Below are 24,611 nucleotides of genomic sequence, written 5' to 3' on the forward strand. Positions count from 1 at the left end.
GAGTTGATACAGCCGATTGCGATGGAAGAAGGTCTTCGGTTTGCGATTCGGGAAGGTGGCCACACTGTGGGCGCCGGCGTCATCTCCGCATTGATTGAGTAACAAGACTGGGGGATTTTCATGGCAACTGATGCCAGAGTCATAATTACACTTGCATGCACTGAGTGCAAGGCAAGAAACTACACGACTACAAAAAACAAACGCAGCGATCCAGACCGTCTTGAGCTGCGTAAGTTCTGCAAAGTATGCAGAAAGCACACGATTCATCGTGAAGCAAAGTAGGCTGTACGGATTGCAACGGCAATTAAAAAGTGCCGTCTATTTACAATCCGCATTGAATGTGGTAAGATAAATATGCAGTCCGCAGGGGCATAGCTCAGTTGGTAGAGCACCGGTCTCCAAAACCGGGTGTCGTCGGTTCGAATCCGGCTGCCCCTGCCACTGGCTATTCTACCAAAATCTCAGCCGCTCCCTGTCACCTCGAGTAAAAGGTGTGCAGCGGAGCATTTTTATGATTCGCGCTCCCAAAAGGGCACAAGCGCAAAGGAAGTGACCTCATGGCAAACGGCACCAACAAAAAGGAAGGAGCCTTCCAAAGAGGAGGCAGGTTCTTAAGAGAAGTTTGGCTCGAACTTAAGAAAACAACATGGCCGACATATGACGAGCTCAAGAAATCTACCGCCATTGTAATCGCGGCGGTAGCGATTGTCACGCTTTGGGTAGGTGGGCTCGATTACCTGCTCAGTGTCATCACTCGGCGGTTTGGTTGGTAGCATGTTTAGAACGAGAGGCTAGGCGATTATGGAGAAGAACTGGTACGCTGTTCATACGTACTCAGGACATGAAAACAAAGTAAAAACGAATATCGAGCGTCGTGCCGAGTCTATGAACTTAAAGGACCGGATATTTCGCATTATTATCCCGACCGAGCCTGAGCTTCGGACTCGTGGCGGGAAGCGGCGCGAGGTCCAGCGCAAGATTTTCCCAGGTTACATACTCATTGAGATGATACTAGATGACCAGACGTGGTATCTTGTAAAAAGCACGACCGGCGTAACTGGATTCGTCAGCTCAGGAAACCGACCGGTTCCTTTGCAAGAAAAAGAGGTTGCCAATATCCTAGCTGCCGTGGAGGGACCACGACAGAAACCTCGCGTTCAATGGGAAAAAGGGCAAGTCGTCCGTGTTACCTCCGGTCCATTTACCGACTTTACTGGCACCATCGAAGATGTGAATGTTCAGAAGGAAAAGCTGAGGGTGCTAATCTCAATCTTCGGCAGAGATACGCCGGTTGAGCTCGATTTCGGACAGGTTGAGAAGATTTAAGGAGAAATAACGATGGCGAAAAAGGTTATAGGAGTGGTGAAGCTTCAAATTCCTGCTGGCAAGGCCACGCCTGCGCCGCCCGTCGGCCCTGCTTTGGGTCAGTATGGCATAAACATGATGGAATTTATCAAGTCATACAACGAAAAGACGGCGGCTCAGATGGGCACAATTGTGCCGGTGGAAATCACCATATACGAAGATAGGTCATTCACGTACACCCTGAAAACACCTCCTGCCGTGGAGCTACTGAAGAAAGCCGCCGGCATCGAAAAGGGGTCAGGCGTGCCAAATCGCCAGAAGGTGGGCAAGGTGACACGTGCTCAAGTGCGCGAGATTGCAGAACTAAAAATGCCCGACCTCAATGCAAACAGCATTGAGGCAGCGATGAGGATAATCGAGGGCACTGCAAGGTCTGCAGGTATTGAAGTAGTAGAAGCTTAGCTGGGGCTTGGCCGCTGACTTATAATACAACGGCCAAGGTCCCCGTGGGAGGTTCGGCTTTTACGAACCGAAAATTAACCACAAGGAGGAATGTAAGAATGCCGACTCATGGCAAAAGGTACAACGAAGCCGCAAAGAAAGTTGAGAAAGGAAAGGCATACGACCCAGAAGAAGCTCTGGCACTCGTAAAAGAGCTTGCCAGCGCAAAGTTTGATGAAACTGTTGATGTCGCAGTTCGCCTGGGTGTAGACCCACGCCACGGAGATCAAATGGTTCGCGGAACCACCACCCTACCGCATGGCACCGGCAAGGTACGCAAAGTAGCCGTCTTTGCAAAAGGCGAGAAAGCTAAAGAAGCCGAAGAAGCCGGCGCAGATGTGGTGGGAGCCGAGGACCTTGTCAAGAAGATTGAAGAAGGCTGGCGTGACTTCGACATTCTTGTTGCCACGCCGGATATGATGAGCATGGTTGGCAAACTAGGCCGAATTCTTGGCCCTCGAATGCCTAACCCGAAATCTGGCACAGTTACGATGGATATTGCGAAAGTTGTTCGCGACATCAAAAGCGCTTCTCGCGTCGAATACCGAGTTGATAAGGCTGGCAATATCCACATGCCAATTGGGAAAGTGTCCTTTGAGAAAGAAAAACTTCTGGAAAACTTTGCGGCGCTGTTGTCGGCGCTAATCAAGGCTAGGCCAGCTGCAGCCAAAGGTCGATATTTGCGAAAGATTACTGTCTCTTCGACAATGGGCCCAGGCATTGACGTTGACATACAAAAAGCGCAAGCCATTGCCGAGCGTTAGTGAAGATATTTAAAATCACCAAGGGAGCATCCAATTTTCGGATGCTCCCTTAGTTTTTTGTTATTAATGCATAACTAGGCTTAAGGCTACTCTCATGAGATTCCGCCTAATGCCACTTTCAATATGTGAAGCACATTTCTAACCAACTTTTGCCAAAGCTAGATATTTGCCTTCAACCAGTCTATCAGAGCCTCGCCTTCCTCCTTGGAAGAAACCCATACATCATACATAACACCCTCAGGTCTAAGATTGCGATGGAATATCTTCACTTCATCTGGCGTGGCAGCTAAATACAATCCCTTCCCAGCTTTTTGGCACTCCAGTAGTAAATCCATCCACTCAATAAGTGGAGGATTCCCTGCACCTGGCGTCCATTGGATTACTTTAATCCTAGGGATCGAGAGGATATCCTTCAAATGAACAAGTGCACCTGGGCCATCATAATGATAAACCGCATTTTCGACGTACTCTGATTCCTCAATAAGCGCAGGCAGAATCCATCTGCGGAAGTGCTCTGGCCCAACCATGCAAGCGAAATCACACTGCAGAACTACAAACCGTTCCTCGGAGTAAAATGGTAACCAGCCGATATATCCTCGCTCAATTTGCCGCCCTGCCTTCTCAATGCCCTCAATGGCAATGCGGAACGCCTGGCAGATGGCTGTAATTGCCCGATCAATCTTCTCTGGGACATCAAGAAAATCAAAACATAGTGCCTCTGGACCTCGAAGTGCAGAAAGGGCATCCATGTTGCTATGAATATCGGGAACACCAACAAGGAATTTCCCGTCGCCAATCTCTGCTGCAATTCGCTGGAATTCAAGCATCCGCTCCCACCAAACCCCGTGGGGGTATCCAATCTCAAGACCATCCACATCCCAATCTTGAATTACTGGCACAGACCAGCTTGTATCTCCTGCATCAGGATTGTATTGGAGGTCAGCACCCAACCATGCTGCAAACTGGTCCGGGCCAAAATTTGGCTGAATAAATGGTATTGCCTCCCCCAGCCAATGAATAGTAGCAGCCGCCTCATCGTACTGCTGAGTCGCTAATCGAAAATCCTCTAGTCCATTGAGCCCACGTAAGCCCTTGGGACGCTTATCACCCTTCGGGGCTTTAATGGCAATGAGCGGCCTGTCAATAATCTCACCTGCCCAATAAGCCCGCCAATACTTCTTTGCCTCTTCAAAATCAGGTTTATATTCCAGCTTCAAGTTTTTTCCCAAAGACCCTTGGCTTGTGCCTTGCAGATTATTTTTAAAGACCCTTATCTTTTTCGTCCTTTACTAATAATGCAGATTTTAGTCCGCTGGCGAAGAAAGATGCCGCATGAATACGAGAGCTACATCGCAAGGAGCTTCATTGCAAAGTGCTATAATCTCCGCATAGCGGCTGTTTTCATCAATCATATCTTCCCTAAGATATGATAATAGCAGGAGTTTCGGCTTTGTTCTTACTGCAAACTTGGCTATACCATCGAACAAGGTCCTTGACCTTTGGATATGCCGCTTCACAGTCAAACCATGCCTACGAGCAATTTTCTCTGCTTCACTAAGAGTCTCTTGGGCATTTTGCTCTTCATCCGGCAAAGCAACGTCGAGCGGCTGTGTCCGTGGAACCTGGAGCACGTAAAGCAGGTGAATTTCGGCTTTTTCCGCAGCTGCCTGCGTCGCGGCGAATTCAACAGCTTCCTCCCACGCACCAATCATTGGAACAAGCAAAGCAGGCTGGCACGGTCCTTCGCCAGTCTCGGGAGCCCCAGTGCAAAATATGGCAACATCAGACTTCGTTTCTTGGAAGAAAGCGCTGATAACGCTGTAAAGCTCGTGACCACGCTCGAAATGGCTCTTAGGATAAGCTGCTAGGAGCAATTCAGGTTCAGTTTCCGAGACAAACTTCGTGATTCCTTCGATAGAAGTCCTCGAACGTACCGTAAGTTTGCGAATGGTTAAACCAGTTCGTTTGAGCCTCTGCTCTGCTTCAGCAAGAGTCTCTCGCGCCTGACGCTCCTTATCAGGCAGCGGCACCCCAAGTGGCAAAGCCCTCGGGACTTCTAAAACATAAAGGAGGTGTATTTCTGTTCTTCGAGCACGCGCCTGGGGTACAGCATATTCAAGAGCTTTCGCCCAATCGCCAACTAACGGCACAAGGATTGCCAGCCGGCGACGAATTTCAATAGCCGCTTCTCCTGCACCAACCGCCAGCGATTCGCGTGCCTCTTCTATGGTGGCTGCCAGCGGCAGTTGCGAGCGGGCCCCTGGAATTTGGCGGATTTGCTGTAGAATGTGCTCTGGAAGTCGGGCTACAACTACCCTCGCCCTTTGTGCTTCAATGTAGTCGCTAGCCTCCAAGAATGTGCGTGCACCGGTTTCGTCTATATCGGTGAGCCCATGGCCATCAATCACTATTCCATTCGGATACCGTTTCAGCTGCAAACTAACTGCCGACTTCAATGCCGGCCAGTAGTTCTCGCGAAGCGAACCACTTAGCTCGATGACATCGCCTCTTACGTGAATAATCATAGTTTATCTTCACCAGAACCTGCCACCTAGCGTTCCAAGTAATAGCGCACGTTTGTTGTCACAATATCGCGTCGGAACAGTAGCGTGAACTTCAACAGCAAACCCGATTGGTTGTGCAGCAGCTTATGCCACCACTTTGCAGGCACAAATTCAGGTATAATCACAGTTATCAAGTAATTTTCCCTCTCATGCTTTGCTTCCTCAAGATATTCAAGAAGCGGTGCGACTAATGACCTATATGGCGACTCCAAAATTACAAGCGGGATGCCACCACTCCACTTTTCCCACCGCTCTATCAAAAGAGCAGTATCAATGGGGTCTACCTCAATATGCAGAGCTCTTACATCTGCAGACAGCCCCTTGGCGTACTCAAGGGCTCGTAAAATACCCCTATGGAGTGAGGGAGTAAGCACAATGATTGTGTTCTTGATTGGAGTAAAAGAATCCTCTGGAGTCAGCCGAAGTTGATTTCCAAGCTGGATATAGTGGCTGTGGATCTTCCAAAACATAAAACTGAAGGAGGGAATCAAGATCAGAACAATCCAGGCGCCTTCGCGCGCCTTCATAGTTGCAAGAACAAGCGTAACAATGCCGGTTGCAGTTGCGCCAATGGTACTTATGGTAGCAGAAAGGCGCCATCTGCCTTCCTTGAGGCGGATGAAGCGCTTAGCCATTCCGCTCTGCGAGAGCGTAAAAGAAAGGAAAACACCGATTGCATATAGCGGGATTAGAGCATGCGTGTCTCCATGGAAGGCTACTATCAAGATTGAAGCGAGCGTTGCCAGCACAACTATACCATTTGAAAACACCAACCTATCACCAACATTGAAGAACTGTCGCGGCATGAAGCGATCACGAGCCATTATTGAAGCTAACCTTGGGAAGCCGGCGAAACTAGTATTCGCCGCAAGAATAAGTATGGCACAGGTTGCATACTGAATATACTTATGAACCCAAGGCGCGAAATCGAAAGTCGCACGGGCAATCTGCGAGACGACAGTTTCATTTTCCTGCGGGACAACCCCTATTCTCCAGGCTAAATAGCTTATTCCTAGGAATAGACTTCCAAGGATACAAGCCATAATCATCAAAGTGGTTGATGCGTTCTTGGATTCTGGCGGGCGGAATGCCTGGACTGCGTTGCTTATCGCCTCGGTCCCGGTCATTGCCGCACAACCTCCCGAGAACGCACGAAGGATGAGGAAGGTCGTAAGCGGCACCCCAGCCTCAGCAAGGTGCTTTGCGGGTTGCACTTCGATACCTACCGTATGCTCACGATATATTCCAACAGCTAAGAGCGCATATGCCCCGACAAGGAAAGCATAGGTTGGCAAGGCAAACATTAAGCCAGATTCACGCACACCCCTAAGATTACCCAGCGTCAGAATTAAAACACCAATCAAGCACATCTCCACTCTATATGGTGCTAGGTTCTGGTGAATTGAGATAATTGCGGCAACACCAGATGCTATGCTTACAGCAACCGTTAGGGTGTAATCAATGGTTAGGGCGGCTCCTGCGGTAAGCCCGGCTATATCTCCCAAGTTGTCACGTGCAACTATATAGGCGCCACCACCAGAAGGATAAGCATGTATTGTTTGGCGGTATGATGTCGCAACAATAAAAAGCAACAACACTATTGCTATGGAAATCTCCACCACAAGGGGAGAACGTATGGCTACCGAACCGGCAAGCACCAATATAAGGAGGATTTCCTCGGTCGCGTACGCCACTGACGAAATGGCGTCCGACGCTAGTATGGGTAGCGCAAGTACTTTTGGCAGTCTTTCGTGAACCGCACGCCATGAGGGCAGAGGCGCCCCAAAGAGTATGCGACGAATCACAGATAACATTATTAATCCTCTTTGTTTTTCTGCTCGCTTATAATGGCTTTCAATGTGTCAGAATCACAATTTACTCGCTGTCTAGGTCTGCATTGCTTTTGTTGTTTTTCCCAATTTTGATGCGGTCGTCTTCCCTATTGTAGTAGGGCTTCCAAATATTGGAAACATTACCTAATTCTTATTCATCTGCAAAGTTTGTTTCTCCTTCAAAAAGGATACGGTTGTTAGTGCAATTTCGACAATTCCCGCTCAACTATTGACCTGAATCCTCCTATTTGCTAATCTGTAATCGTTTCCTGCGACATGACTTAGGAGGGAATTAGATGTCAGGTCGAGCACCATACACCCTATTTATCGCTTTCACCTGCTTTCTGTTTGCGAATGCGCAATTATTTGCTGCAACTTCTTCAGCCGATTATGACGAAATGGTACGCACAGATGTTTTGGTTATAGGCGCCACTCCATGTGGAATTTCGGCCGCAATCGCAGCCGCTCGGTGTGGTTCTAAGGTAATACTTACCGAAATGAAGGATCACATGGGCGGAATGATGACGAATGGCCTTGGAAGAACAGACATTGGCCCGCGGAACACTATCAAGGGTATATTCGGCGAATTCATAAACAATGTCTACAACTACTATGTGAACACCTATGGTCCAGATTCGCCCCAAGTGAAAGCCTGTAGCAATGGGTACTACTTCGAGCCGCATGTTGCGGAGATGATTTTTAATCGCATGGTTAAGGCTGAAAAGAATATCAAGATTAAATATCACTACCGCCCTGAAGGTGTGCTTCGATACTTCAATCGCATACATGGCGTAAATTTCCTCGACACGAAGCACAATCGCCGCATCCAAATACGCGCTGGCGTATTCATTGACGCCACTTATGAAGGGGATATTGCGGCGATGGCTGGCGTGCCTTACCGAGTCGGTCGAGAATCGCGTTCGGAGCACGGAGAATCATTCGCAGGCGTTCTCTACATGGATCACTATACTCGAATGGTGCTTCCTGGAACGACCGGTGATGGGGATAGGCGTGTTCAAGCATATAATTTCCGACTATGTCTAACGCGGGACCCAAACAACCGCGTGCTCCCAAAAAAACCAGATAACTATAACCGAGACGAATACCTTCAGGTTATTGAATCAATAAAAGCTGGACGGATAAAAACGGTGCACGACATTCTAAATATCGAACCCATCCCAAATAATAAGTCGGATACCAACAATATGCCAAAAGCCCTGATATCCACTGACCTGCCTGAGGAGAACTATAATTACCCTGAAGCAAGTTATGAAGAACGCGAGCGAATAATAAAGCGGCACAAAGATTATATACTTGGCCTCCTATATTTCCTTCAAAACGATCCCGAGATGCCTGAGGCTTTAAGAGCAGAATGCCGTGAATGGGGCTTTTCAAAAGACGAGTATCCGAAGAATGACAACTTCCCAAGACAAATCTACGTACGCGAAGCTAGGCGAATATATGGTTTGTACACTTTCACCCAGCATGACGCGATGCTGGCGCCCGGACTAGAGCGTGCACCAATACATACCGACGCCATTGCATGCGGTGGATACTCGATGGATTCTCATGCAACACGAAAGAAAGAACCAACCCACGACACGACGTTGGAGGGCTTTTTCTACCTAGGTCCAATTACTCGCCCATACCAAATTCCCTACCGAATTATGGTTCCTGAGCAGATAGATGCGCTACTTGTGCCTGGGGCAGTCTCCGCAACCCACATCGGCTTTGGAACACTAAGGATGGAACCTGTATGGATGGCTATGGGCCAAGCCGCCGGGACAGCCGCACACCTCGCACGCCGACTGCAAATTGAGCCTCGTGAAGTCCCTGTTAACCGCCTCCAGTCGTGGCTTGTCGACCAAGGCCAGATTCTGACAACCTTCTCCGATATCCAAGGACCGGAAGATGGAGTCTCTGAGCAAGCATGGAAGGCAATGCAATTCTATGGCACGCGTGGGTTTTTCACCTCCTATGAAGCAAAACCAAAAGAAACTGTCACGCGAGGCACAGCAGCACAGTGGTTGATGAGCTTGATTCGGATTGGCGATTTTATGCCATCCTATGGACCCACTGTGAAACACTCTGGCGGTGGAAGTGCCGAATCGAGCCTGAAACAGCTTGAGGATTTAAAGATTATCCCAGCGGCAGGAGACCCCTCTGCCGTGCTCACAGAATCAGAGTTAAGTTTGTGGCTTTCCAGAATCGAACCCTGGATTGATGGCTCGATTGGCGACAAATGGGCTGAGCGCGTCAAACCGTTAGCTTCATTTACCGAGTCTGCGCCGGCTATCAACGACGTTCCGGTCACTCGAGCTCGTTTTTGCGAGGCGTTATTTTCGAAATTTAGAAGTGCAACCCCAGCAAAAATCCCATAAAAAGCGTTATTTAAAAGTTCTCAACAACTAATAAAGCCCGCGGAAGAATGCCGCGGGCTTTCGCTTTCCCACTTCAAACAAGGCAACGGCTTGGAATTACTGTTGCCACAAACGCTATTGGCTGAAGTGATTATTAGCACTCGATATATTTAGCAACTTGAGGTCTTTGACGCAGATGACAAACCAAACATAGTTCACCCCATTATCAGTTTGCTACTCCTCAGCTTCCTCTTTCTCGTGTTCCTTTTCCATTAGAATGCGCATTTCCTCAAATTCAGCGTGAGCCGTCTCATGGTCTATTTCGCCTGCAAACCTATCGCCTATGCTGAAATCAACCTCATCAGAATCGGTCTCCATTGCACTCTCCAAAGGGATTGGAAAAGGCAGAGTCCATTTTTTCTCTTCTTCGTCGCAATCGGTTTCGTATTCCTCTGCTTCCTCTTCCGTAGCTGCTGTGTCAGCCTCAGGACTCACATCCGTAGAAGGTATTGGCCCAACAAGATCGAGCGGACCTACCTGTGAAAGCCGTTTAATGATATCGGGTTCCTCCATACCTTCATCCGCTGGCGGATCTGTTGGAAGCATCTCCTCAGCTGAGTCCTGCCAATCAAATTCTATTTGGCTCTCATCTGGCGTATCCATCAACTCCACGTCAAGCCCTAGCCGCTCTTCTTCAGATGGACCATGGTGATGAGGATAACTTAGCTCTTCCTCAGGATCAAACGGCAGATTATCCAAGTTGATATCATCCAGCGAATCTACGTCGTCCACAAAAGCAGACTCTCTTTCTTCTCGCGCCTCGATTAGGTCGCTGAGATTCTCCACGATGTCATAATCTCGCTTTAGGCGGTCTTCATGAGCCACCTCGGCATCCCCCTCCACATTAAACAAGCTGCACTATAGTTCTGCCGTCCTCGGTTTCAATATCGAGAGCTTCCATCCGTCCTTCCTCATCTTCTTTTACCCAGAGTGCAACGGCTTTGCCCACCTCATGCGCAAGAGCGGTAGGCTCTCCTCCTTCGGGATCACCAACAATTACTGTAATTTTAGTCTTGTCATCTCTGATATCCGGTTCTAGCGCAATAAGAGGTTTTCTATCAACCAATCGCTGAGGACCCAGCTCGTTACTTTCAAAATCAACAGTTACGTTTTGCGTCTGATACTTGGCACTAAAAGACGATAGGAATTCCTCCCATCGCTCGCGCGGTATCTGAATGGTGCTCACGGTAGTCAGCCTCCTTTATTCAATCTCACGCTAATTACTGCCGTTTGACTATTTTTTTGCATGAAACCTTGTTCCAATAATTATGTACCATCCGAAGGCCTTTCGCGAAACCTAGGAGGCCGCATGCTCACTCAAGCAACTTAGAGAAGAAGGGAACAAAGACCGAAGGCAAAAACTGCTAAGTTCAAGGAAGTTAACAAGCTTTGAGTAGCTTACTTCGTAATCATTGCGCTATGTGAAGCCAGTTATGGAGGAGGAAATATATGCGGCCGATGAGAAGCGACATGCGTGCCATGACCGTAAATCCGAACATAGCGCCAAAAGCAAACATAAGACACCAACGGCCTAACTGCGCCGGCGCACGGCGAATAGGACTTTTATGTTCAAAAGAAAAGAAGAAGTAAGCCATTACAGCCAACAAGACAATTATAAACAACGCATTGTTGGCTATCTCAGTTGCAGTCAGGCCTTTGCCGTAGAGCGGCTTGAACGATGCTGAAATGCGGTCTATATTTACTCCCACAAATCCTTTGAACGCGCCGCCTGCAACCAAACCTAGTAGCACTCCGAATATAATTCGGCTAATCCAAACATATCGGCGGCTGTAAATGAAATAAAACATCGCTCCGGCAATTAGGGCAAAAATCCAATACCACCTGCCTTGGGTGATTTGGTCCCACCAAGCAGGCTTCAACATCTCGACCCATGTAATGAAAATACCATAGCCGGCCGCCGCACCAATAAAGACATGCTCAGCAATACGATAGATAGGGTTTTCTTTATATAAAATGGAGTATATTGCTAGCGTGCCAAGTGCACCAATCCAGATTGTAACTGCTGTTGTAACATGTGAATCCGAAAGCCAATGGAACATGGTGCTACCTCTCTCTCCTTCGGCGGGAGCTGATATAGCCAATGTTGCCGGCAATTATAAGAATGACGATTAACAAATGCGATGTTGATAACGCCCCAGCCGCGCGAGTCGCGAAACCTTCTGCGTTTAGCAATTTTTCATATTCAGCCGCCCCTTTCATGCCCATTAGCATCCCCTTTATTTGACCTGCGTCAAGCGAGTTGAAACCTTCAGGCGCTATAATTGCAGTTGGGCCATACACCATTGGCGTGCGATATGAGCCATATATATATGCGATCCATGTATCCAACTCTCCCGATGACGTGATATCAGCTATCACACCAATGTCGTCAATTGTATTGACATTCCGCATCATCGGTATTTTGTTCATTGGCGTGCCATAGGCATCCGTTTTGAAAGTTCCTTTGATATCCCTTGGGAACGACTGAAGGAGCGGCACCAAATTTGAGATTGGCTGATAGCCCCAGTGCACCCAATCTACCCCGTACTTCTTCCCGTATTTCTTTGCCAGCGCTTTTGCTTCATCGGTTGCCAGCTTGCTACCTTGCGGATCAAATGGGAGAAGAGCAAACTTCTTGTTTCGCATAAAGAGATGTCGCATCATCGCCGAGGTCTCCGGTCCTGTTTCAGCGACAGTCCCTGCTCCCCAGTAAACAACTATCAAGGCTATCTTATCATTGGGCATTTTTTCAAAGGTGTCGTAGACACCTTTTACCGCAGGAGTAACCACAACTGGCAGGTTTATTCTCCAAATCAACGGCACGGCGATTGCCACCACCAACAGGGCGTACATGATGCGCCGGTCTATGTATTGTAGCCGCTCAAAGACGTTCATCGTTCTTGTCTGCAAAAAATTATTCGATGCCTAACTTTCTATAATTCCCTTTCAAAAAAGCTCCCGCGCTCCAAGCTCAGCCATTGTCTAAGCGCCATCGCCAACGCGCCAACTTCAATGCCAAACCAAATTCCACGCTGAGCCGCCATGTTGGGCTGGGATAATATCCAATAACTCAAATTCTCAAGCCTTAGATTGCGCAAAGGTCCAACCTCTGGCAGACCGCTAGTAATATATGCACCAACAGGGACTTGGCCAACCATTACAATAAAAGCCGCCAGGAGCATCAAAGTAGCCTCTGCGGAACGTATGCGGAATGCCCTGTACGCCGCAGAAACGATATAGAAGCCTATTGTGGAAAACATGGTTGCTCCCAACGACGCGACTATGCCTTCGAAAAGCATATTATATGTATTCTCTGCTGCCTTCGAAGGACAATAGTATGACCAAAAGCCGGCGCCAGCCATCGCAAAGAAAGAAATAAAGAATATCAAGCTATAAAACCAGCCAGCTCGATTGCGAATGACATTGCCGCCGTGAAAACGGATAAGGTTAAACGTTCCTAAGCCTAGCGCGAAGGCGTACACAACCTTTGTTGCCTCGCCTAGCTTTATCCTTAATGGCGTGAGGAAGTTCATTTGGGTTTTTGGATCGGCTGGGTAGAAAAACTCTACAGAGTAAATTAAACCAGCGATAAAGGTAAGCGCAACTATCAGCGGCCTTCGGAAACGCACTGGGACAAGCTGAAGTAAGCCAAACAAGATTCCCCCAAAGATAAGGAAATCTCCCAAAACCCCAAGCACCCAAAGCCACTGCGGTGCACCAGGTTTAATTAAAAAACGCGTAAACAATTGCCTCTATTCCTACCTCTTATTCGTAATTCTCAATGGAATAAAATTATTGGAACCATTTCACCCAGTCGGGCAAATGGTTAAGAAAACTTAACCATCCATGGAAGTGCATTGGCGGCAATGAGACGGTTACTATCCCGGCTAGGATGATTAAGATTAACAATGCTTTCGCATAATCCTGTCCAACTAGGCTGCCTAGAAGCGTGGGCTCGCGGGAGAGATATGCGCTGGCAGCATAAAATTCATCGCCAATTATTGTATAATCTGCGGCAGTGATAAAGAATGGAATCTGTAAAACAGACGGCGTGCCAGCGATTTGAATTGCCCCAACCTGATGTCCTGTTTCTGCAAGAATCAACGCCTCTGCGGCAAAATAGCCAAACATAAAATTCGACGCCGCCTTCTCACGGTTCAAAATCCCCACAACGCCAGAAGCAAACGCAAACTGGTCATCCGAAAGGTACCTAATGTCATCGGGATTGAACTGCTCTGGAGTACCATGGGCAGCATAAGCATCCTTCATGATTTCTTCGGCAACTGTATATACCACGGAGTCTATTGTGGGCACAATGATTCTTGTGCGATATTTTGCCGCAATACCAGTGATGTATTTTAAAATGGAGAGTGCCTGCAAAGTTGGCAGACTAAGTCCGCCGATACCAGGGACGAACACCATTGGACGTCCCATTTCAGTCGCTCGCCCAACCGCTTCGTCAATTGCATTCAAGCCAGGAATTCGTCGGATGAAAAGCGACTTTCCTAGCCTTGCAGAGAAAATCTTATAAAGTATCAAAATTGAGAGGAGCACGACCAGGGTTCCGGTCGGCCAAGTTGCATGATCCATAAAATCCTACTCTTGCTTGGTTTCCTCTGTTCGTTTAGATTTGTCCGCCTTATGCTCCCTTTCTTCCACCAAATCCTCGATTCGCTGGATAATGCGCTCCACGTTTTCAGGCGAACTGAAAAGTTGTGAGTATTTCTCAACCCCTTCTCTGCCGAACAAAGGCACCAGAAATGGACTTGCCACAATTGCCGCCTGGCTCGCAATAAACGCAACCGGCTTGTGCATTTCGAGAAATATAATCGCCGGTGTTTCCATTCGCTTGTTTACAATTTTTGTTGCAAGCTCATCAATCAACTTATCGCGCTCCTCAGGAGTCAACTCCGTTGCAATGTTCATCTCTCATCATCCTCACTATCCGAATAACCTCATCACGCCGATTCCCAAACCGAAGATATACTCCTCGATACGCCTCCAATCTGCTCTGCTTCTTTAAGGGGCTCAATTTTATCCCATGCTCGTCAATATAGTACTTTTTCACGTTTTTCCATTCAATGCGGGTCTTTCCAATAAGTGCTTTGGAGGAGGCACCTTCTTTATCTATCTCGTAGCTAATTGGAAAAATATACTCCGCCAGCGACGAGAGAAAAAGAAAGAAGGTAACCGCGGTGAATATGAGGCTTCGGAAGAGAATGATGGAGACAACTATTCCGGCAAAGACAATGGGAGCCACCAGCAGCATCTTAGCAGGCTGCTCGCGCAAAAGACAAACGCGCCACGTTAAAATTGGTTCGGCATTCCTTGTTTCTTTTTTATTCAACGTCGTGCCCCCGGCTCCTAAGGAACGCAATTATTCGTGTATATGCACTAAATTATAGATGAGCTTTCGCTAAGGTGTCAACATCGCTTTTGCAGTTTTGTATCACTCATGACAGGGAAGAAATTAATGAAAATACCGAGGCTGAATTACTATGAGCAATAATATGGAGGTTCTAAAAATGGGCTGGTGGCCAACGTTTTTTCACGGAAAATTCAAGACCGTGAAAGAAGTTGAAGCGGCAGCCTTTAGAATGTTCTATTCAGGACTTATCGTGCTAATTGCTGGGCTAATACTGACCCTTACGGTGGTGTTTATGCCATTTGGCGTTGCACTTATGATATTGGGTGGCTTAATAATGGCGGTGGATGTATTCTGGTTTGTTTGCGTATCAAAACGCAATTCCATTAATATCCAATGCCCAGCGTGCCAAAAGGACAATCAGGTTTTCCCAGGCGATACTTATTTTAACTGCCTTTACTGCGGGAAAATCGTGCTGCTGCGCGAGTGACTGACCGTCGAGACTTCTTCTTGCTCTGTGAGCCATTGCCTTTCTCAGAATGGCAATGGTGTAACATTGTTTCAATACCAAGCGCTTGCATAACCAATCCCCAATGCTCAACTGGAAACCTGACCTGCCAGGCAAACTCTTTGCCTCCAGGTGAGTAGTAGGTAGCCATTATGCCACCAGTTGAACGTGGACGGCTACTCTCAATTTTCAATATCTCCATTGCCAGTTTCCGATTCTCAATATATGCTACGCCGTCTTTTTTGCCAAGCCGCCATGCATAGTTTTTCAATTCAACCCTCCTGATACTCCTTGGCCTACAAGACTGATACAGCGATTATATCGAACGGATGTTCGATTGTCAACTAAATAAAAAGGAGTTCGGGAAACTCCCGAACTCCTTGGGCAAAGCTTTAGTGTAAAGTTATTGCCAGACGCCTAAGAAGCGCTGATTGTAACAATGTCGGCATTTTTGCGTGGACGAATTGTAGGCCAGTTGCCCGTTGTGATGCTTACAATGCCTGTAACCTGCACATAAGAGTTCAGCGCCGGCAGTGTGATGTTATTCCCCGTTGCAAGTTCATAACACTTGACCTTCAGTCCTATGTTGCCCGATCCATCATTGAGTCCGCATCCATCATCAATATAGAACCACTTCTCAGTTGTGTTTACCCTTGTAACCTTGCCGAAAACACGAACTAGGAGACCGACATTATTTAGCCCAACGCCGCCGTTGACACCTTGCTGCCCCCTACCGGTAGTGGGGTTGTAGTACCAATCACCGCCGCCGACAGCTTTTGTGAGAAGTGCCAAAGGTGCAGGCAGCTGGTTCCCTGTTGAGATAATTCGGATTTTGGGGTTCTTTATGTAACGCTCTCCCAACGTGTTTGTCGCCATGGTGCCAGTAATGCTTACTAGACTCCCCTCGCTAACAGTATCAGTGGTTTGGACTTTGATGCCTGATGACCTGTCTTTATCCTCTATATAAAAGCAGCCTGAGAATTGGTCACTTCCAGCTGTCACTATTACCTTTTTTAGCTGTACAGTAACATTGTCTGAGGTATCTTTTTTCACACTTGATACCGGTATTCGATCAAGAGCAAAGTTTCTTCTGATTACCCCACCTTTTGTTACCGAGACGGTGGTAGTCTGAGAAACATAACCACCTTTGGAACATGTCACAGTATATGTTCCCGGCGGCAAATCAAGGAAACCATATGTGCCCGTCGCATCTGTCGTCGTTGAGCGTGATGTTGGGCCTGATATTGAAACAGTGGCTTTGTAGAGCCAATTTAAATATATGGGATCATCTGCCCCCCAGGCATCGGTAACGTTGCCAAAAAGCACACCTGTTGTTGGGGCAGTTTTCCAGGTCATTGTGGGTGGTGCAACTTTAGTGGTATACAAATTCGACTTCACCGCGGCCCAGAAGTCCGTGTTTGGTGCGCCATCTTTATTTGTTACCGCGTAGCTGTAGGTACACATTCCATTGCAACCCGTAGTGCGATCGTATGCCATCTGGATAAGCGTGTCTGATATTGAATTAAGATATGCTCCTTGGCCGCCGACTCCAAACCTGCCGCTCGATGCTACCATACTCCCAAGCCAGTTTGACCATATTCGGTAGTCCTGCTTTTGAGCAGTATCATACTCCCGCTTATAGTTCATTAGAATATTTGTATCTATGATATGCTGCTCCATCCAGCTCTTGGCGTTTTGAAATACGTCCTTGTACTGACGCGTCTGAGTATAATCAATGTTAGGGTCGCCTCCCAACCAACCTACAGTATCCACGCTGTGGTTGACGCGTGTCGGTTTTATAGCCATGATTTCCAAATGACACTTTTTTATAAGGTCGGTCACTTGTTGTCTGCGATAGTTAGACCAGGTTTCCCAAGTAGCGTCAGAAGTGGAGGTTGGAGGCCAATATCCATATTCATCGTAAAAGCGCTGCTTGGTGATTTCATTATAACCCCAGTTGTAGCCAGGATACCTAATATAGTCCCAGTTGAACCCATCAACATCATAGCGACTCACAATATCCAACATAACTTTGCAAAGGTAGTCTTGCACAGCTGGCACGCCGGGGTCAAGATTATAGTAATTGCCGTCGAGATTACTTCCCGAGCTATTCTTCATAGCCCATTCAGGATGAACAGCCCACACATGGTCCGAAGGTGGCGCAGACCAGTTTTTACTCCATATCCTATAAGTAACAATCCATGGATGGACCTGAATGCCCACGGCATGTGCCTTTTGGATAATGTCTGCGAGCGGGTCAAACGGTGGAGAGTCAATAATATTGGTGGCTCTATATTCGCGGTGGTATCCGCCGCAAGCTGGGCAGAAAATTGGAGAAGTATTGTAGTAGGCATCCCCGCATTTTCGTACTTCGGGGATGATAACATTAACATTATATGAGTTCGCTAGATTAACCATATCGGTGATTTGTGCGGCGCTGAGAATGCCATCGTGCCAAGTATCAGCCCAAAATGCGCGAAACTCAGCAGTTGCAGCGCTAGAGTGGCTAACAGCGAGACAAAAGAGACCACCGCCGAATAGAATTGCGATTATTATTAAAGTGGAGAACCTTGGTACCATACACAAAGCGCATCACCTCTGTTTCGATCAATAAGCGCAATCACAGCTAGGTTTTACACTAATGGGTAAGAATCTTTCAAACATTTGGGGGTGGGTGTTCGCAGATAGTTTTCAAACTGCAAAATAGCTTTAATTTTTGGGGCGGGATTTTAACCCGCCCCGCAATTTGTCACTTGGGAAAGGCCCCGGTTGCCCGGGGCCGTGCAGTTGTCGTTGATATCCCAACTAGAATGGGATCTCGAACGGATCAGGACCGGCGTCAGGAGCATTCGGTATGATAAGCGAGATCTGCGGCGCCATGCTCCTGATGAAGTAACCATGCCATACGAGCAACTTGCAGCTCGGTGGCCAGTTTTCTGGAAGGTCAACGGTCATCAAGCTTCCAGTGGTGTTGTCTAACCACCAACCTTCAGTTGCGAGCAAGCCGGCATTTGCCGCATCCGCTATCGTCATAACCGCTCCACCAGTGTGGACCTTGACATCCGAAAGCCATGTGTTGTGGTTGAACGGATGGCCAATTAAGGTCCAGCTGTTGTTCCCGATAGGCAACGAGATCCACTGGTCATCGGTTCGGTACAAGCCCTCGAAGCTCAGAGCCCAGTCGCTGTCCGGTAGCAGGTAGTAGCCGTCGCCCAACAGCATGCCGCCAAATGGAACAGGATCCCACTGGTCATATACGAAGAAGCTCGACGCCATAGCTTCCCATCTCCACAGGTTTCCAGCAGCTGGATCGTAACCATTGAAGACGACCATCGGATCCCATTCTTTCGGACATGCTGGCAGGCCGATGATGTTCCAGTAAGGCGCCATTACTCCGCTTTGATTCGGATCCCAAGGCACGGCATCAGTGATGGTATTGAATGCAGTTACCTTGGTCACGGTCGCTCTCGGGATGATTACCGGAATTGTCCTGCCTGGAACCGCTGTCGCGTTGGTGCTGACTATGCCGTCAATGTCTACCCAATCGTCAACAGCCACGGCCTGCGTGCTCTCAACTCGGACACCAGGGTTACCCGATCCGTCGTCGAGAACATCGTTAGCTCTGTTGGCACCATCCCAGACATAGAACCACTGGCCATTCGTGTCTCTCGCGGTAACTTTACCGCAGACTTTGACGCGTAGGCCAACGTTCAATGCGCCTCTACCGTCAGTTACGCCTGGGTTGTTGGCATCGTAGTCGGCGCCGCCAACTTCTCTTGTCCTTAAGCCAAGCGCTGCAGGTACGTTTGTTTCGCTACCGTTGCTAAGCTCGATTACGGGAGCCGTAACATTTATAACTCTCTCGCCATCGAGCATGCCGAGAGTACCCTGCACCTGAACTTTGTCGCCAACGTTGACCCAAGGACCAGCCGACGCCTGCACGCGAATGCCCACGCTTCGGTCCTCAGCCTGGATGTAGAACGAGCTGCTCCACAGGGCGGTCACTCTGCCTTGGACATTCACTGCCGAGCCGCTTGGAAGCGACCTGATGGTGCTGAGGTCGGCCGGAGTCGTCGGGCTAGCCTTCAAGACTACGTCGCCCGTATTCCTTGGCCTAATACATCCGAACCCGTACCTGTTCCTTCTGCCACCTGCGCCCTTGAAGTCGTACTTCGCTCCAACGGTAGGCAGGTTGAAGCCAAGCTTGGTCGGTGTGTCAACTGCGCAAAGTGCCCAGTTGCCGCTAGCATCGGCAATGTAGGAATATGGCACGGCATTCGTGTAGACCGTATCCGCAGGCAAACCATCCGCCACGTTCTTCACAACCCATGCGTCGGATGTTCGGATGAACTGACCCCATGTTGGCGAGAAGCCAGTTGTATCCGAATGGTATATCTCGGAGATGCTCATATAGACCGGATTCGGCAACGGCTTGGATGGAACTACGCCCAAATCCGTCAGGTTCATGTAGTACTGGTCGTGCGTCCCAAGCTCGAATGCCGTTAGCATCTCATTGTGGAGCAGCTTAACTCTCCGCTCTCCACCGCCAGGGATGTCAAGCGTACCAGTAATCATGATTGTCTCGCCATTCGATGGGCGCTTGCCAAAGTAAACCGGGTTGCCGTCAGGATCAGTACCATTGGGGTCATCCCACTGCAGAGGATAATTCGCATCTGGCTTGTACATTAAGCACAGGAGACCATTGGAAGGATCCGCTGGGTCGCACATATACCACTGCCAGCAGTTCTGCATTAGGTCTCTGCGCTCATCATAACCCTTCTGCTCAGGGATACCCGACGACGGCACAGCAGTACCCCAAGGCTGGGCAAAGCACAGACCTTCAATGTTCACTGTGCTGCCGTTCGAGGTGGCTCTTGCCTCAGCCATTGTCAAAGGCCTAAGGTAAATGTTATCGTTGAGGGTTTCGGAATAAAATGCAGGTATGACCACAGTGATTGGGTCAGTGCTGGCAAATCCAGGTTTTTCCGCCCATACTTGATATGTACCCTCGCTGATATCAAGTATAGCTTGTCCTTTCGGGATGGCTTGGCCATCGCCAGTCAGCGGGGAACGATAGGTAAACGGATAACCCGGGAATCCAGGAGTGCCGCCACGTGCCACGATGGTCGCGCCAGCCACTTTGTCGTCGCTAAGCCACCTTGTATGATGGACTATGCCGGTGAGTTTGCACCCAGCGACAGGCAGGTCGAAGTCCCACGACGTGCTACCTACCTGATCGTACGGAGTGGCTGTTATCTTGTGGGTCTTGCACTCGGCTCCTCTCTTGGCTTTGATATTTGCTTTGGTGCAGATTGCTGTCAAGCCTGCGGGATCGCTGGTATCCTGGGCTACAGAATCCACAAGCGTGGCAGAACCATAACCAAGAGAAGACAGATTAAGCGTGCATCCACCGCCATTGACGGGCTGAAGCTGAGTCCAGCCTTCAGCATCTATAACTTTGAATGTTACGGATGCAGTCGAGCTGTCATCAGGCGGAAGCTTGCCCGGATAGCTCGGGTTGCTGAAGGTCCAGCTGTCGCTGTACGGGATTACCACTGGCGGGTTGTTTGTCTTGACCTCAAACCATTCGGAGGTAACCTTGGTTCGGGAGTTCGTTCCCGGAGCAGCAAATAGACCCCAGTAGTAGCTAGCCCAAGTCGGTGTGCCCTTACCATATGTAACGGCAACGTTGCCAACTGGGTCGGTAGCGCACATTAGACCCCAGCTAATGATGCCCAAGCTGCTGTCCAAAACCGAACCGTCTGCGGTGCTCAGTTTGTAGATACCTCTAGCGGCAGTGCCTGTAGCAGCCTGGCGGGTTACCCATAGATATGTGCCGTCGTGGCCCATATCAACGTCAATCACGTTGCCAAGGTCTGGGCTCTGCCAAGGTAGCCTTGAGTAAGTGTAGCCGTCAGCATTAAGTTTCCACTTCGTCACGAAGTTGTTTGTACAGCCGCCTTCAGGCATATAGCACTGGAAGAGATAACTTCTGTCGGGCGAAACCCACATACCGAAGGCATTCGTTGTTGTTGTGTAGGCGTTCACACCAACCTGGTAAAGATTTCGATAACTTGTCCAGTTGGAGTGTGTGGCTTCATCAACACGGTTATCCCTAACGTACTGGCTACCTGACCCGTATTGATACGCAGTGCCGCCCGAGCTACGAGTGAACTGCGCACGGTAATAGGTGGTTACTGGAAGCTGACCGTTCGCGGGTCGAATCCAGTCACTGCCATCGGGCTTGAAGCAGTAAATAGTGGGTGTACTGCGGTCGCCCACATATACGTAGTCGTCGTCTCCAATGGAAATGTCCCACGGTGCACTTGTACCCCAAGCGATTCCTGCGTCATTCATAGCGCCGAGGAACGCGCCATCTGGGTCGTACATGAATACTTCTTTCTGCACCTTGTGGCATACATAAATCCGACCATAGTATGGGCTGTTTGGATTTTTGTTAATAGCTATGCCGTAATATCCTTCAGCATCTGGAACGCTCGGGTTCGGCGGATATTCTGTATCCCAGTCGTCGTTCTTGTAAATACCAATTATCGGTCCCCAGCTAGCTTGGTTTGCCGTGGCGGTGATTCTAGCCTTGTAAGCACCTAGGGGTACTTTCGTGCCCGAGTCGTTCGTGCAGGGCCAGATCCACATGTGCTTGCCACGAGTCTGGGTGCCCAAATTGGCAGTTCTCACGACGCTACCGAGAGTTCCCGCTGAAGTATCGTACGCGAGGATCTCGATGGTTACGTCAGCCGGGCAGTTCAAGGTGTAGAATATGAACGCCGGGCAAGATGGCGCTGCAGGGACTTTCAGCTGGTAAATTTCAACCGCGGCGAAGCCGGGCAGTGCCAGGGCAACCATCATTACCCCCGCTAGAAGACACAGCAGGTAACTGCGCTTCATTAGGCAAATCCTCCTTTCGTTTACTGTTTCTAGTTTTTACTTAGCCGCCAATCTCAGCACATTCAAAACTTATATTAAGGCGGCACAATTTATCGTTTTGACGCTTTAAGTTGTCCACCAAAAGGTGGCTTTTTTCATTATGCAACAATAGTAACGGCGGTCTCTGTGTCCTTCATTTTTGAAAATGGGCCGCCGAATCTCCTGACAGCTGACCCGACGGCCCGTTTATTGTGCACCAAGATTCGGTCTGTCAACTATTATGGTTCTTATCGTTCCGAGGTTAGGCTCTGCGCCTCCTCATCACGAAGCCCACCAATCCGGCTACTCCGGTCCCGAATGCAAGCAAGGTGCTAGGCTCAGGAACGGGTCTGAACCCGTACTCCATAACGTAGCCCTCATTTGCTGCATTGTCCGGGTGGCTCACCGTCAACATGATGTCGTTCGGGCCATTTGTCCCCGTGAAGCCGGTAGGCAGGACGAGCGTGAACCACGGAGTGTTCGTGACATACACCGTTGGAACAGGGATTATCCATTCCGTTCCATTGGCAGGCGCGCCCTCTATGCCTCGGTTGTTAACCATCTTTATATAGTACACTAGTGGCACGCCATTTATTGATGAGGGTGGGGCCATTGCTGCCAAAGTGCTTATGCACATGAAGTTCAGGCGAATGTAAGGATTCGTCCCATCCCTTAGCACATAGACTCTCAGGTCCCACTTCTTCTCCACTGGCTGACCGGCTTGTATGGGCGCCTTGATGCTCTTCATGAAGGCTTCGGTTCTGCCTGGGATTACCTCAGTCGCCCAGTTTGCATACGTCATGCCATACGGGTCAGCGAGAAACTGAGCCGCGCCATCCTGGCTGTCATAGCCGTCGAGGGACGACGGATAGATGCCGATCTGGCTGTCGCTCATGTACGCGCCAGCGTTGTTGTCAGCGCGTAGTCTGAACCGCCAGTTGTTCTCAGCGGCGAATGCACTCCCAGCGACTAGCGCGACCAGAACCAGAACGCAGGTGATTACAAGAACCTTCTTCATCGTGTCACCTCCCTTCGTAGCAATTCCTCAGTAGCTGTAACGGAACCAGCTGCCGGGCATAAGAACCCAGGCTAGCCGATTATTAATGATCCGGCGGTTTTTGCAACCTCACGACACCTGCCGGACCTATCCTCCAACAAGCATGCCTCAGACACTCCATGCCTCCTCTGACGCATTTTTTGGCTAATCGGCTGAGACAGTGCTTGTTGTAGAATCAAAGTTGGCGACATCATGTTCCTTTAGCTTATTTTCGAACATTCCGCCAGTGGGGATAGCGGAGAAGCTGATCGGAGTTTTCCTTACATGCGCAAGTATACTCGAAGTTAGCTCTCTTGTCAAGCCATTCATTGAAAAACAGGTATTATTACTAGGTCCCATCGGAAGTGTTTGATTATTTTTAACTCGCGCCTGCATGCTATACTTGCTTAGCTACGAACCTCTTTTGTCACAGCCCAGTATACGTCGGTACGGCCGAGCTGTCAATACTTGTTCACAAAAACAGGTATTTTTACTAGGTGTAATCCCTGCTTCAGCAATCCATGGGGAGGTTTCATCGGGGGAATTTTAAAGACAATTAAAGCCAAAGCGCTTAATGCCTCGGCATTTTCTCCGAGAGCGCCTTTAAAAAACTGGCATCGGGAGATACTCCATACCTGCGCGATAACCTTACCTCCTCCCAAGCCTCATCATACCGTCCCTTGTAATACAACGCAACCGCTAGATTGTTGTGCGCCTCACCAAAATTAGGCCTCAACCTTATCGCTTCCCTGTACTCCCTCACCTCATCATCTATTAAACCCTTCTCACCATATAAAACCCCAAGGCTAAAATGCGCATTTGGGTCGGTTGGTCTAATTAGAATAGCCTGCTGGTAGTGAACAACCGCCTCATCTAGCTTCCCCTGTTCGGCAAGAGCGCCCGCAAGGTTTATATGAGCAGAGAAGTAGTTTGGGTCGACATCCAGCGCACGTCTATATTGAACAACCGCCTCATTTATTCGGCCTTTTTTCTCTAAAGCCACACCCAAGTTATTGTAGCCACCAGCAGTTATTATGGGCACCGGATAGGGTATCAAGGAGATTAAAATTGGAAGCCCAAGGCAAACCACTAAAACACCAAACCACCTCTTGCTAAACCCACTAATCACTTGTGTAAACCCATAACCACCAAATACCCCAACCGCCGGTACCATCGGCGCCCGAAACCTAGAACTTACCGAGAATATTACCAAAGTCAAAAATATCGACAATATGTACAACCCTACCAAACTTATCCCATTCCTACACCCCCTCCCTACGCCCCTAATAAACCCATACATCCCTAACCCTAATATCACCCAATACGGTATAACCAAATATCTCAATACCGGTACCATCTCCCGCTCAAGATACACGTTGTAATTACACGGCG

At 48.8% G+C, this 24,611-nt stretch carries 24 protein-coding genes and 1 tRNA gene; 9 read left to right on the forward strand and 16 right to left on the reverse strand.

Going from position 1 to position 24,611, the window contains the following annotated elements:
• The 7 genes from QHH26_13230 to rplA form a co-directional block, all read left to right on the forward strand.
• A partial coding sequence (locus tag QHH26_13230; GenBank protein MDH7482918.1) for a hypothetical protein occupies window positions 1-102 on the forward strand: 102 nt, incomplete at its 5' end.
• An 18-nt stretch (window positions 103-120) separates the two neighbouring features.
• On the forward strand, window positions 121-282 hold the full coding sequence (rpmG, locus tag QHH26_13235; protein MDH7482919.1) for a 50S ribosomal protein L33: 162 nt from the start codon (window positions 121-123) through the stop codon (window positions 280-282).
• A gap of 83 nt (window positions 283-365) precedes the next feature.
• A tRNA-Trp gene (locus tag QHH26_13240) sits at window positions 366-441 on the forward strand.
• A gap of 116 nt (window positions 442-557) precedes the next feature.
• A complete protein-coding gene (gene secE / locus QHH26_13245; GenBank protein ID MDH7482920.1) occupies window positions 558-773 on the forward strand; it encodes a preprotein translocase subunit SecE in 216 nt (71 codons plus the stop codon).
• 28 nt (window positions 774-801) lie between these two features.
• Window positions 802-1,326 carry a transcription termination/antitermination protein NusG gene (gene nusG / locus QHH26_13250; protein MDH7482921.1) on the forward strand — a complete coding sequence of 175 codons (525 nt, stop codon included), beginning with the start codon at window positions 802-804 and terminating at the stop codon, window positions 1,324-1,326.
• 12 nt (window positions 1,327-1,338) lie between these two features.
• Complete coding sequence (rplK, locus tag QHH26_13255) at window positions 1,339-1,767, forward strand: 50S ribosomal protein L11 (GenBank protein MDH7482922.1); 429 nt, start codon at window positions 1,339-1,341, stop codon at window positions 1,765-1,767.
• Window positions 1,768-1,865: 98 nt separating this feature from the next.
• Entirely contained in the window at window positions 1,866-2,570 is a 705-nt protein-coding gene (gene rplA, locus QHH26_13260) for a 50S ribosomal protein L1 (GenBank protein ID MDH7482923.1), read from the forward strand.
• Window positions 2,571-2,728: 158 nt separating this feature from the next.
• Here the strand turns inward: rplA and QHH26_13265 are convergent, their stop codons facing one another.
• From QHH26_13265 to QHH26_13275, 3 genes are all read right to left on the reverse strand, one after another.
• Window positions 2,729-3,787 (reverse strand): hypothetical protein, encoded by a 1,059-nt coding sequence (locus QHH26_13265; protein MDH7482924.1) that lies wholly within the window; start codon window positions 3,785-3,787, stop codon window positions 2,729-2,731.
• An 87-nt stretch (window positions 3,788-3,874) separates the two neighbouring features.
• Window positions 3,875-5,095 carry a universal stress protein gene (locus QHH26_13270; protein MDH7482925.1) on the reverse strand — a complete coding sequence of 407 codons (1,221 nt, stop codon included), beginning with the start codon at window positions 5,093-5,095 and terminating at the stop codon, window positions 3,875-3,877.
• A 26-nt stretch (window positions 5,096-5,121) separates the two neighbouring features.
• Window positions 5,122-6,948, reverse strand: coding sequence for an APC family permease (locus QHH26_13275; protein MDH7482926.1), 1,827 nt, complete (start codon window positions 6,946-6,948; stop codon window positions 5,122-5,124).
• Between the two features lie 314 nt (window positions 6,949-7,262).
• Between QHH26_13275 and QHH26_13280 the strand changes: the two genes are divergently transcribed.
• Window positions 7,263-9,347 carry an FAD-dependent oxidoreductase gene (locus QHH26_13280; protein MDH7482927.1) on the forward strand — a complete coding sequence of 695 codons (2,085 nt, stop codon included), beginning with the start codon at window positions 7,263-7,265 and terminating at the stop codon, window positions 9,345-9,347.
• A gap of 213 nt (window positions 9,348-9,560) precedes the next feature.
• Here the strand turns inward: QHH26_13280 and QHH26_13285 are convergent, their stop codons facing one another.
• The 8 genes from QHH26_13285 to QHH26_13320 all read right to left on the reverse strand — a co-directional run bounded on the left by QHH26_13285 (window position 9,561) and on the right by QHH26_13320 (window position 14,733).
• Window positions 9,561-10,211, reverse strand: a complete 651-nt coding sequence (locus tag QHH26_13285) for a hypothetical protein (GenBank protein ID MDH7482928.1) — start codon at window positions 10,209-10,211, stop codon at window positions 9,561-9,563.
• A 19-nt stretch (window positions 10,212-10,230) separates the two neighbouring features.
• Complete coding sequence (locus QHH26_13290; GenBank protein MDH7482929.1) at window positions 10,231-10,572, reverse strand: DUF5335 family protein; 342 nt, start codon at window positions 10,570-10,572, stop codon at window positions 10,231-10,233.
• A 223-nt stretch (window positions 10,573-10,795) separates the two neighbouring features.
• On the reverse strand, window positions 10,796-11,446 hold the full coding sequence (locus QHH26_13295) for a hypothetical protein (GenBank protein MDH7482930.1): 651 nt from the start codon (window positions 11,444-11,446) through the stop codon (window positions 10,796-10,798).
• Between the two features lie 4 nt (window positions 11,447-11,450).
• Window positions 11,451-12,281, reverse strand: a complete 831-nt coding sequence (locus tag QHH26_13300; protein MDH7482931.1) for a hypothetical protein — start codon at window positions 12,279-12,281, stop codon at window positions 11,451-11,453.
• 38 nt (window positions 12,282-12,319) lie between these two features.
• The gene (locus tag QHH26_13305; protein MDH7482932.1) at window positions 12,320-13,132 is read right to left on the reverse strand and encodes a hypothetical protein; all 813 of its coding nucleotides are present in this window, start codon (window positions 13,130-13,132) and stop codon (window positions 12,320-12,322) included.
• Between the two features lie 46 nt (window positions 13,133-13,178).
• On the reverse strand, window positions 13,179-13,976 hold the full coding sequence (locus tag QHH26_13310) for a hypothetical protein (protein MDH7482933.1): 798 nt from the start codon (window positions 13,974-13,976) through the stop codon (window positions 13,179-13,181).
• A gap of 6 nt (window positions 13,977-13,982) precedes the next feature.
• The gene (locus QHH26_13315) at window positions 13,983-14,312 is read right to left on the reverse strand and encodes a hypothetical protein (GenBank protein ID MDH7482934.1); all 330 of its coding nucleotides are present in this window, start codon (window positions 14,310-14,312) and stop codon (window positions 13,983-13,985) included.
• Window positions 14,284-14,733, reverse strand: a complete 450-nt coding sequence (locus tag QHH26_13320) for a hypothetical protein (GenBank protein MDH7482935.1) — start codon at window positions 14,731-14,733, stop codon at window positions 14,284-14,286. The genes QHH26_13315 and QHH26_13320 overlap by 29 nt, the downstream gene beginning before the upstream one ends.
• Window positions 14,734-14,911: 178 nt before the next feature.
• Between QHH26_13320 and QHH26_13325 the strand changes: the two genes are divergently transcribed.
• Window positions 14,912-15,241, forward strand: a complete 330-nt coding sequence (locus QHH26_13325; GenBank protein MDH7482936.1) for a DUF2614 family zinc ribbon-containing protein — start codon at window positions 14,912-14,914, stop codon at window positions 15,239-15,241.
• On the opposite strand, the gene QHH26_13330 is transcribed toward QHH26_13325, so the two are convergent.
• The 5 genes from QHH26_13330 to QHH26_13350 all read right to left on the reverse strand — a co-directional run.
• Window positions 15,198-15,530: a hypothetical protein gene (locus QHH26_13330; protein MDH7482937.1), complete on the reverse strand. Its 333-nt coding sequence runs from the start codon at window positions 15,528-15,530 to the stop codon at window positions 15,198-15,200. The two genes, QHH26_13325 and QHH26_13330, sit on opposite strands and share 44 nt — an antisense overlap.
• 146 nt (window positions 15,531-15,676) lie before the next feature.
• A complete protein-coding gene (locus tag QHH26_13335; GenBank protein MDH7482938.1) occupies window positions 15,677-17,839 on the reverse strand; it encodes a family 10 glycosylhydrolase in 2,163 nt (720 codons plus the stop codon).
• 225 nt (window positions 17,840-18,064) lie between these two features.
• Complete coding sequence (locus QHH26_13340) at window positions 18,065-22,165, reverse strand: FlgD immunoglobulin-like domain containing protein (GenBank protein MDH7482939.1); 4,101 nt, start codon at window positions 22,163-22,165, stop codon at window positions 18,065-18,067.
• 280 nt (window positions 22,166-22,445) lie between these two features.
• On the reverse strand, window positions 22,446-23,201 hold the full coding sequence (locus QHH26_13345; GenBank protein MDH7482940.1) for a PEP-CTERM sorting domain-containing protein: 756 nt from the start codon (window positions 23,199-23,201) through the stop codon (window positions 22,446-22,448).
• A 589-nt stretch (window positions 23,202-23,790) separates the two neighbouring features.
• On the reverse strand, window positions 23,791-24,611 hold an 821-nt coding region (locus QHH26_13350; protein ID MDH7482941.1), incomplete at its 5' end, for a tetratricopeptide repeat protein.

It is taken from the genome of Armatimonadota bacterium, assembly GCA_029907255.1.
In the GTDB taxonomy this organism is placed as follows: Bacteria; Armatimonadota; UBA5829; order DTJY01; family DTJY01; genus JAIMAU01.

Coding starts and splice junctions, on each gene's coding strand:
- rplK (MDH7482922.1), top strand. CDS start 1,339: ATGGCGAAAAAGGTTATAGGAGTGGTGAAGCTTCAAATTCCTGCTGGC.
- QHH26_13335 (MDH7482938.1), bottom strand. CDS start 17,839: ATGGTACCAAGGTTCTCCACTTTAATAATAATCGCAATTCTATTCGGC.
- rpmG (MDH7482919.1), top strand. CDS start 121: ATGGCAACTGATGCCAGAGTCATAATTACACTTGCATGCACTGAGTGC.
- QHH26_13280 (MDH7482927.1), top strand. CDS start 7,263: ATGTCAGGTCGAGCACCATACACCCTATTTATCGCTTTCACCTGCTTT.
- QHH26_13325 (MDH7482936.1), top strand. CDS start 14,912: ATGGGCTGGTGGCCAACGTTTTTTCACGGAAAATTCAAGACCGTGAAA.
- QHH26_13275 (MDH7482926.1), bottom strand. CDS start 6,948: ATGTTATCTGTGATTCGTCGCATACTCTTTGGGGCGCCTCTGCCCTCA.
- QHH26_13270 (MDH7482925.1), bottom strand. CDS start 5,095: ATGATTATTCACGTAAGAGGCGATGTCATCGAGCTAAGTGGTTCGCTT.
- QHH26_13300 (MDH7482931.1), bottom strand. CDS start 12,281: ATGAACGTCTTTGAGCGGCTACAATACATAGACCGGCGCATCATGTAC.
- QHH26_13295 (MDH7482930.1), bottom strand. CDS start 11,446: ATGTTCCATTGGCTTTCGGATTCACATGTTACAACAGCAGTTACAATC.
- QHH26_13345 (MDH7482940.1), bottom strand. CDS start 23,201: ATGAAGAAGGTTCTTGTAATCACCTGCGTTCTGGTTCTGGTCGCGCTA.
- secE (MDH7482920.1), top strand. CDS start 558: ATGGCAAACGGCACCAACAAAAAGGAAGGAGCCTTCCAAAGAGGAGGC.
- QHH26_13340 (MDH7482939.1), bottom strand. CDS start 22,165: ATGAAGCGCAGTTACCTGCTGTGTCTTCTAGCGGGGGTAATGATGGTT.
- rplA (MDH7482923.1), top strand. CDS start 1,866: ATGCCGACTCATGGCAAAAGGTACAACGAAGCCGCAAAGAAAGTTGAG.
- QHH26_13315 (MDH7482934.1), bottom strand. CDS start 14,312: ATGAACATTGCAACGGAGTTGACTCCTGAGGAGCGCGATAAGTTGATT.
- nusG (MDH7482921.1), top strand. CDS start 802: ATGGAGAAGAACTGGTACGCTGTTCATACGTACTCAGGACATGAAAAC.
- QHH26_13310 (MDH7482933.1), bottom strand. CDS start 13,976: ATGGATCATGCAACTTGGCCGACCGGAACCCTGGTCGTGCTCCTCTCA.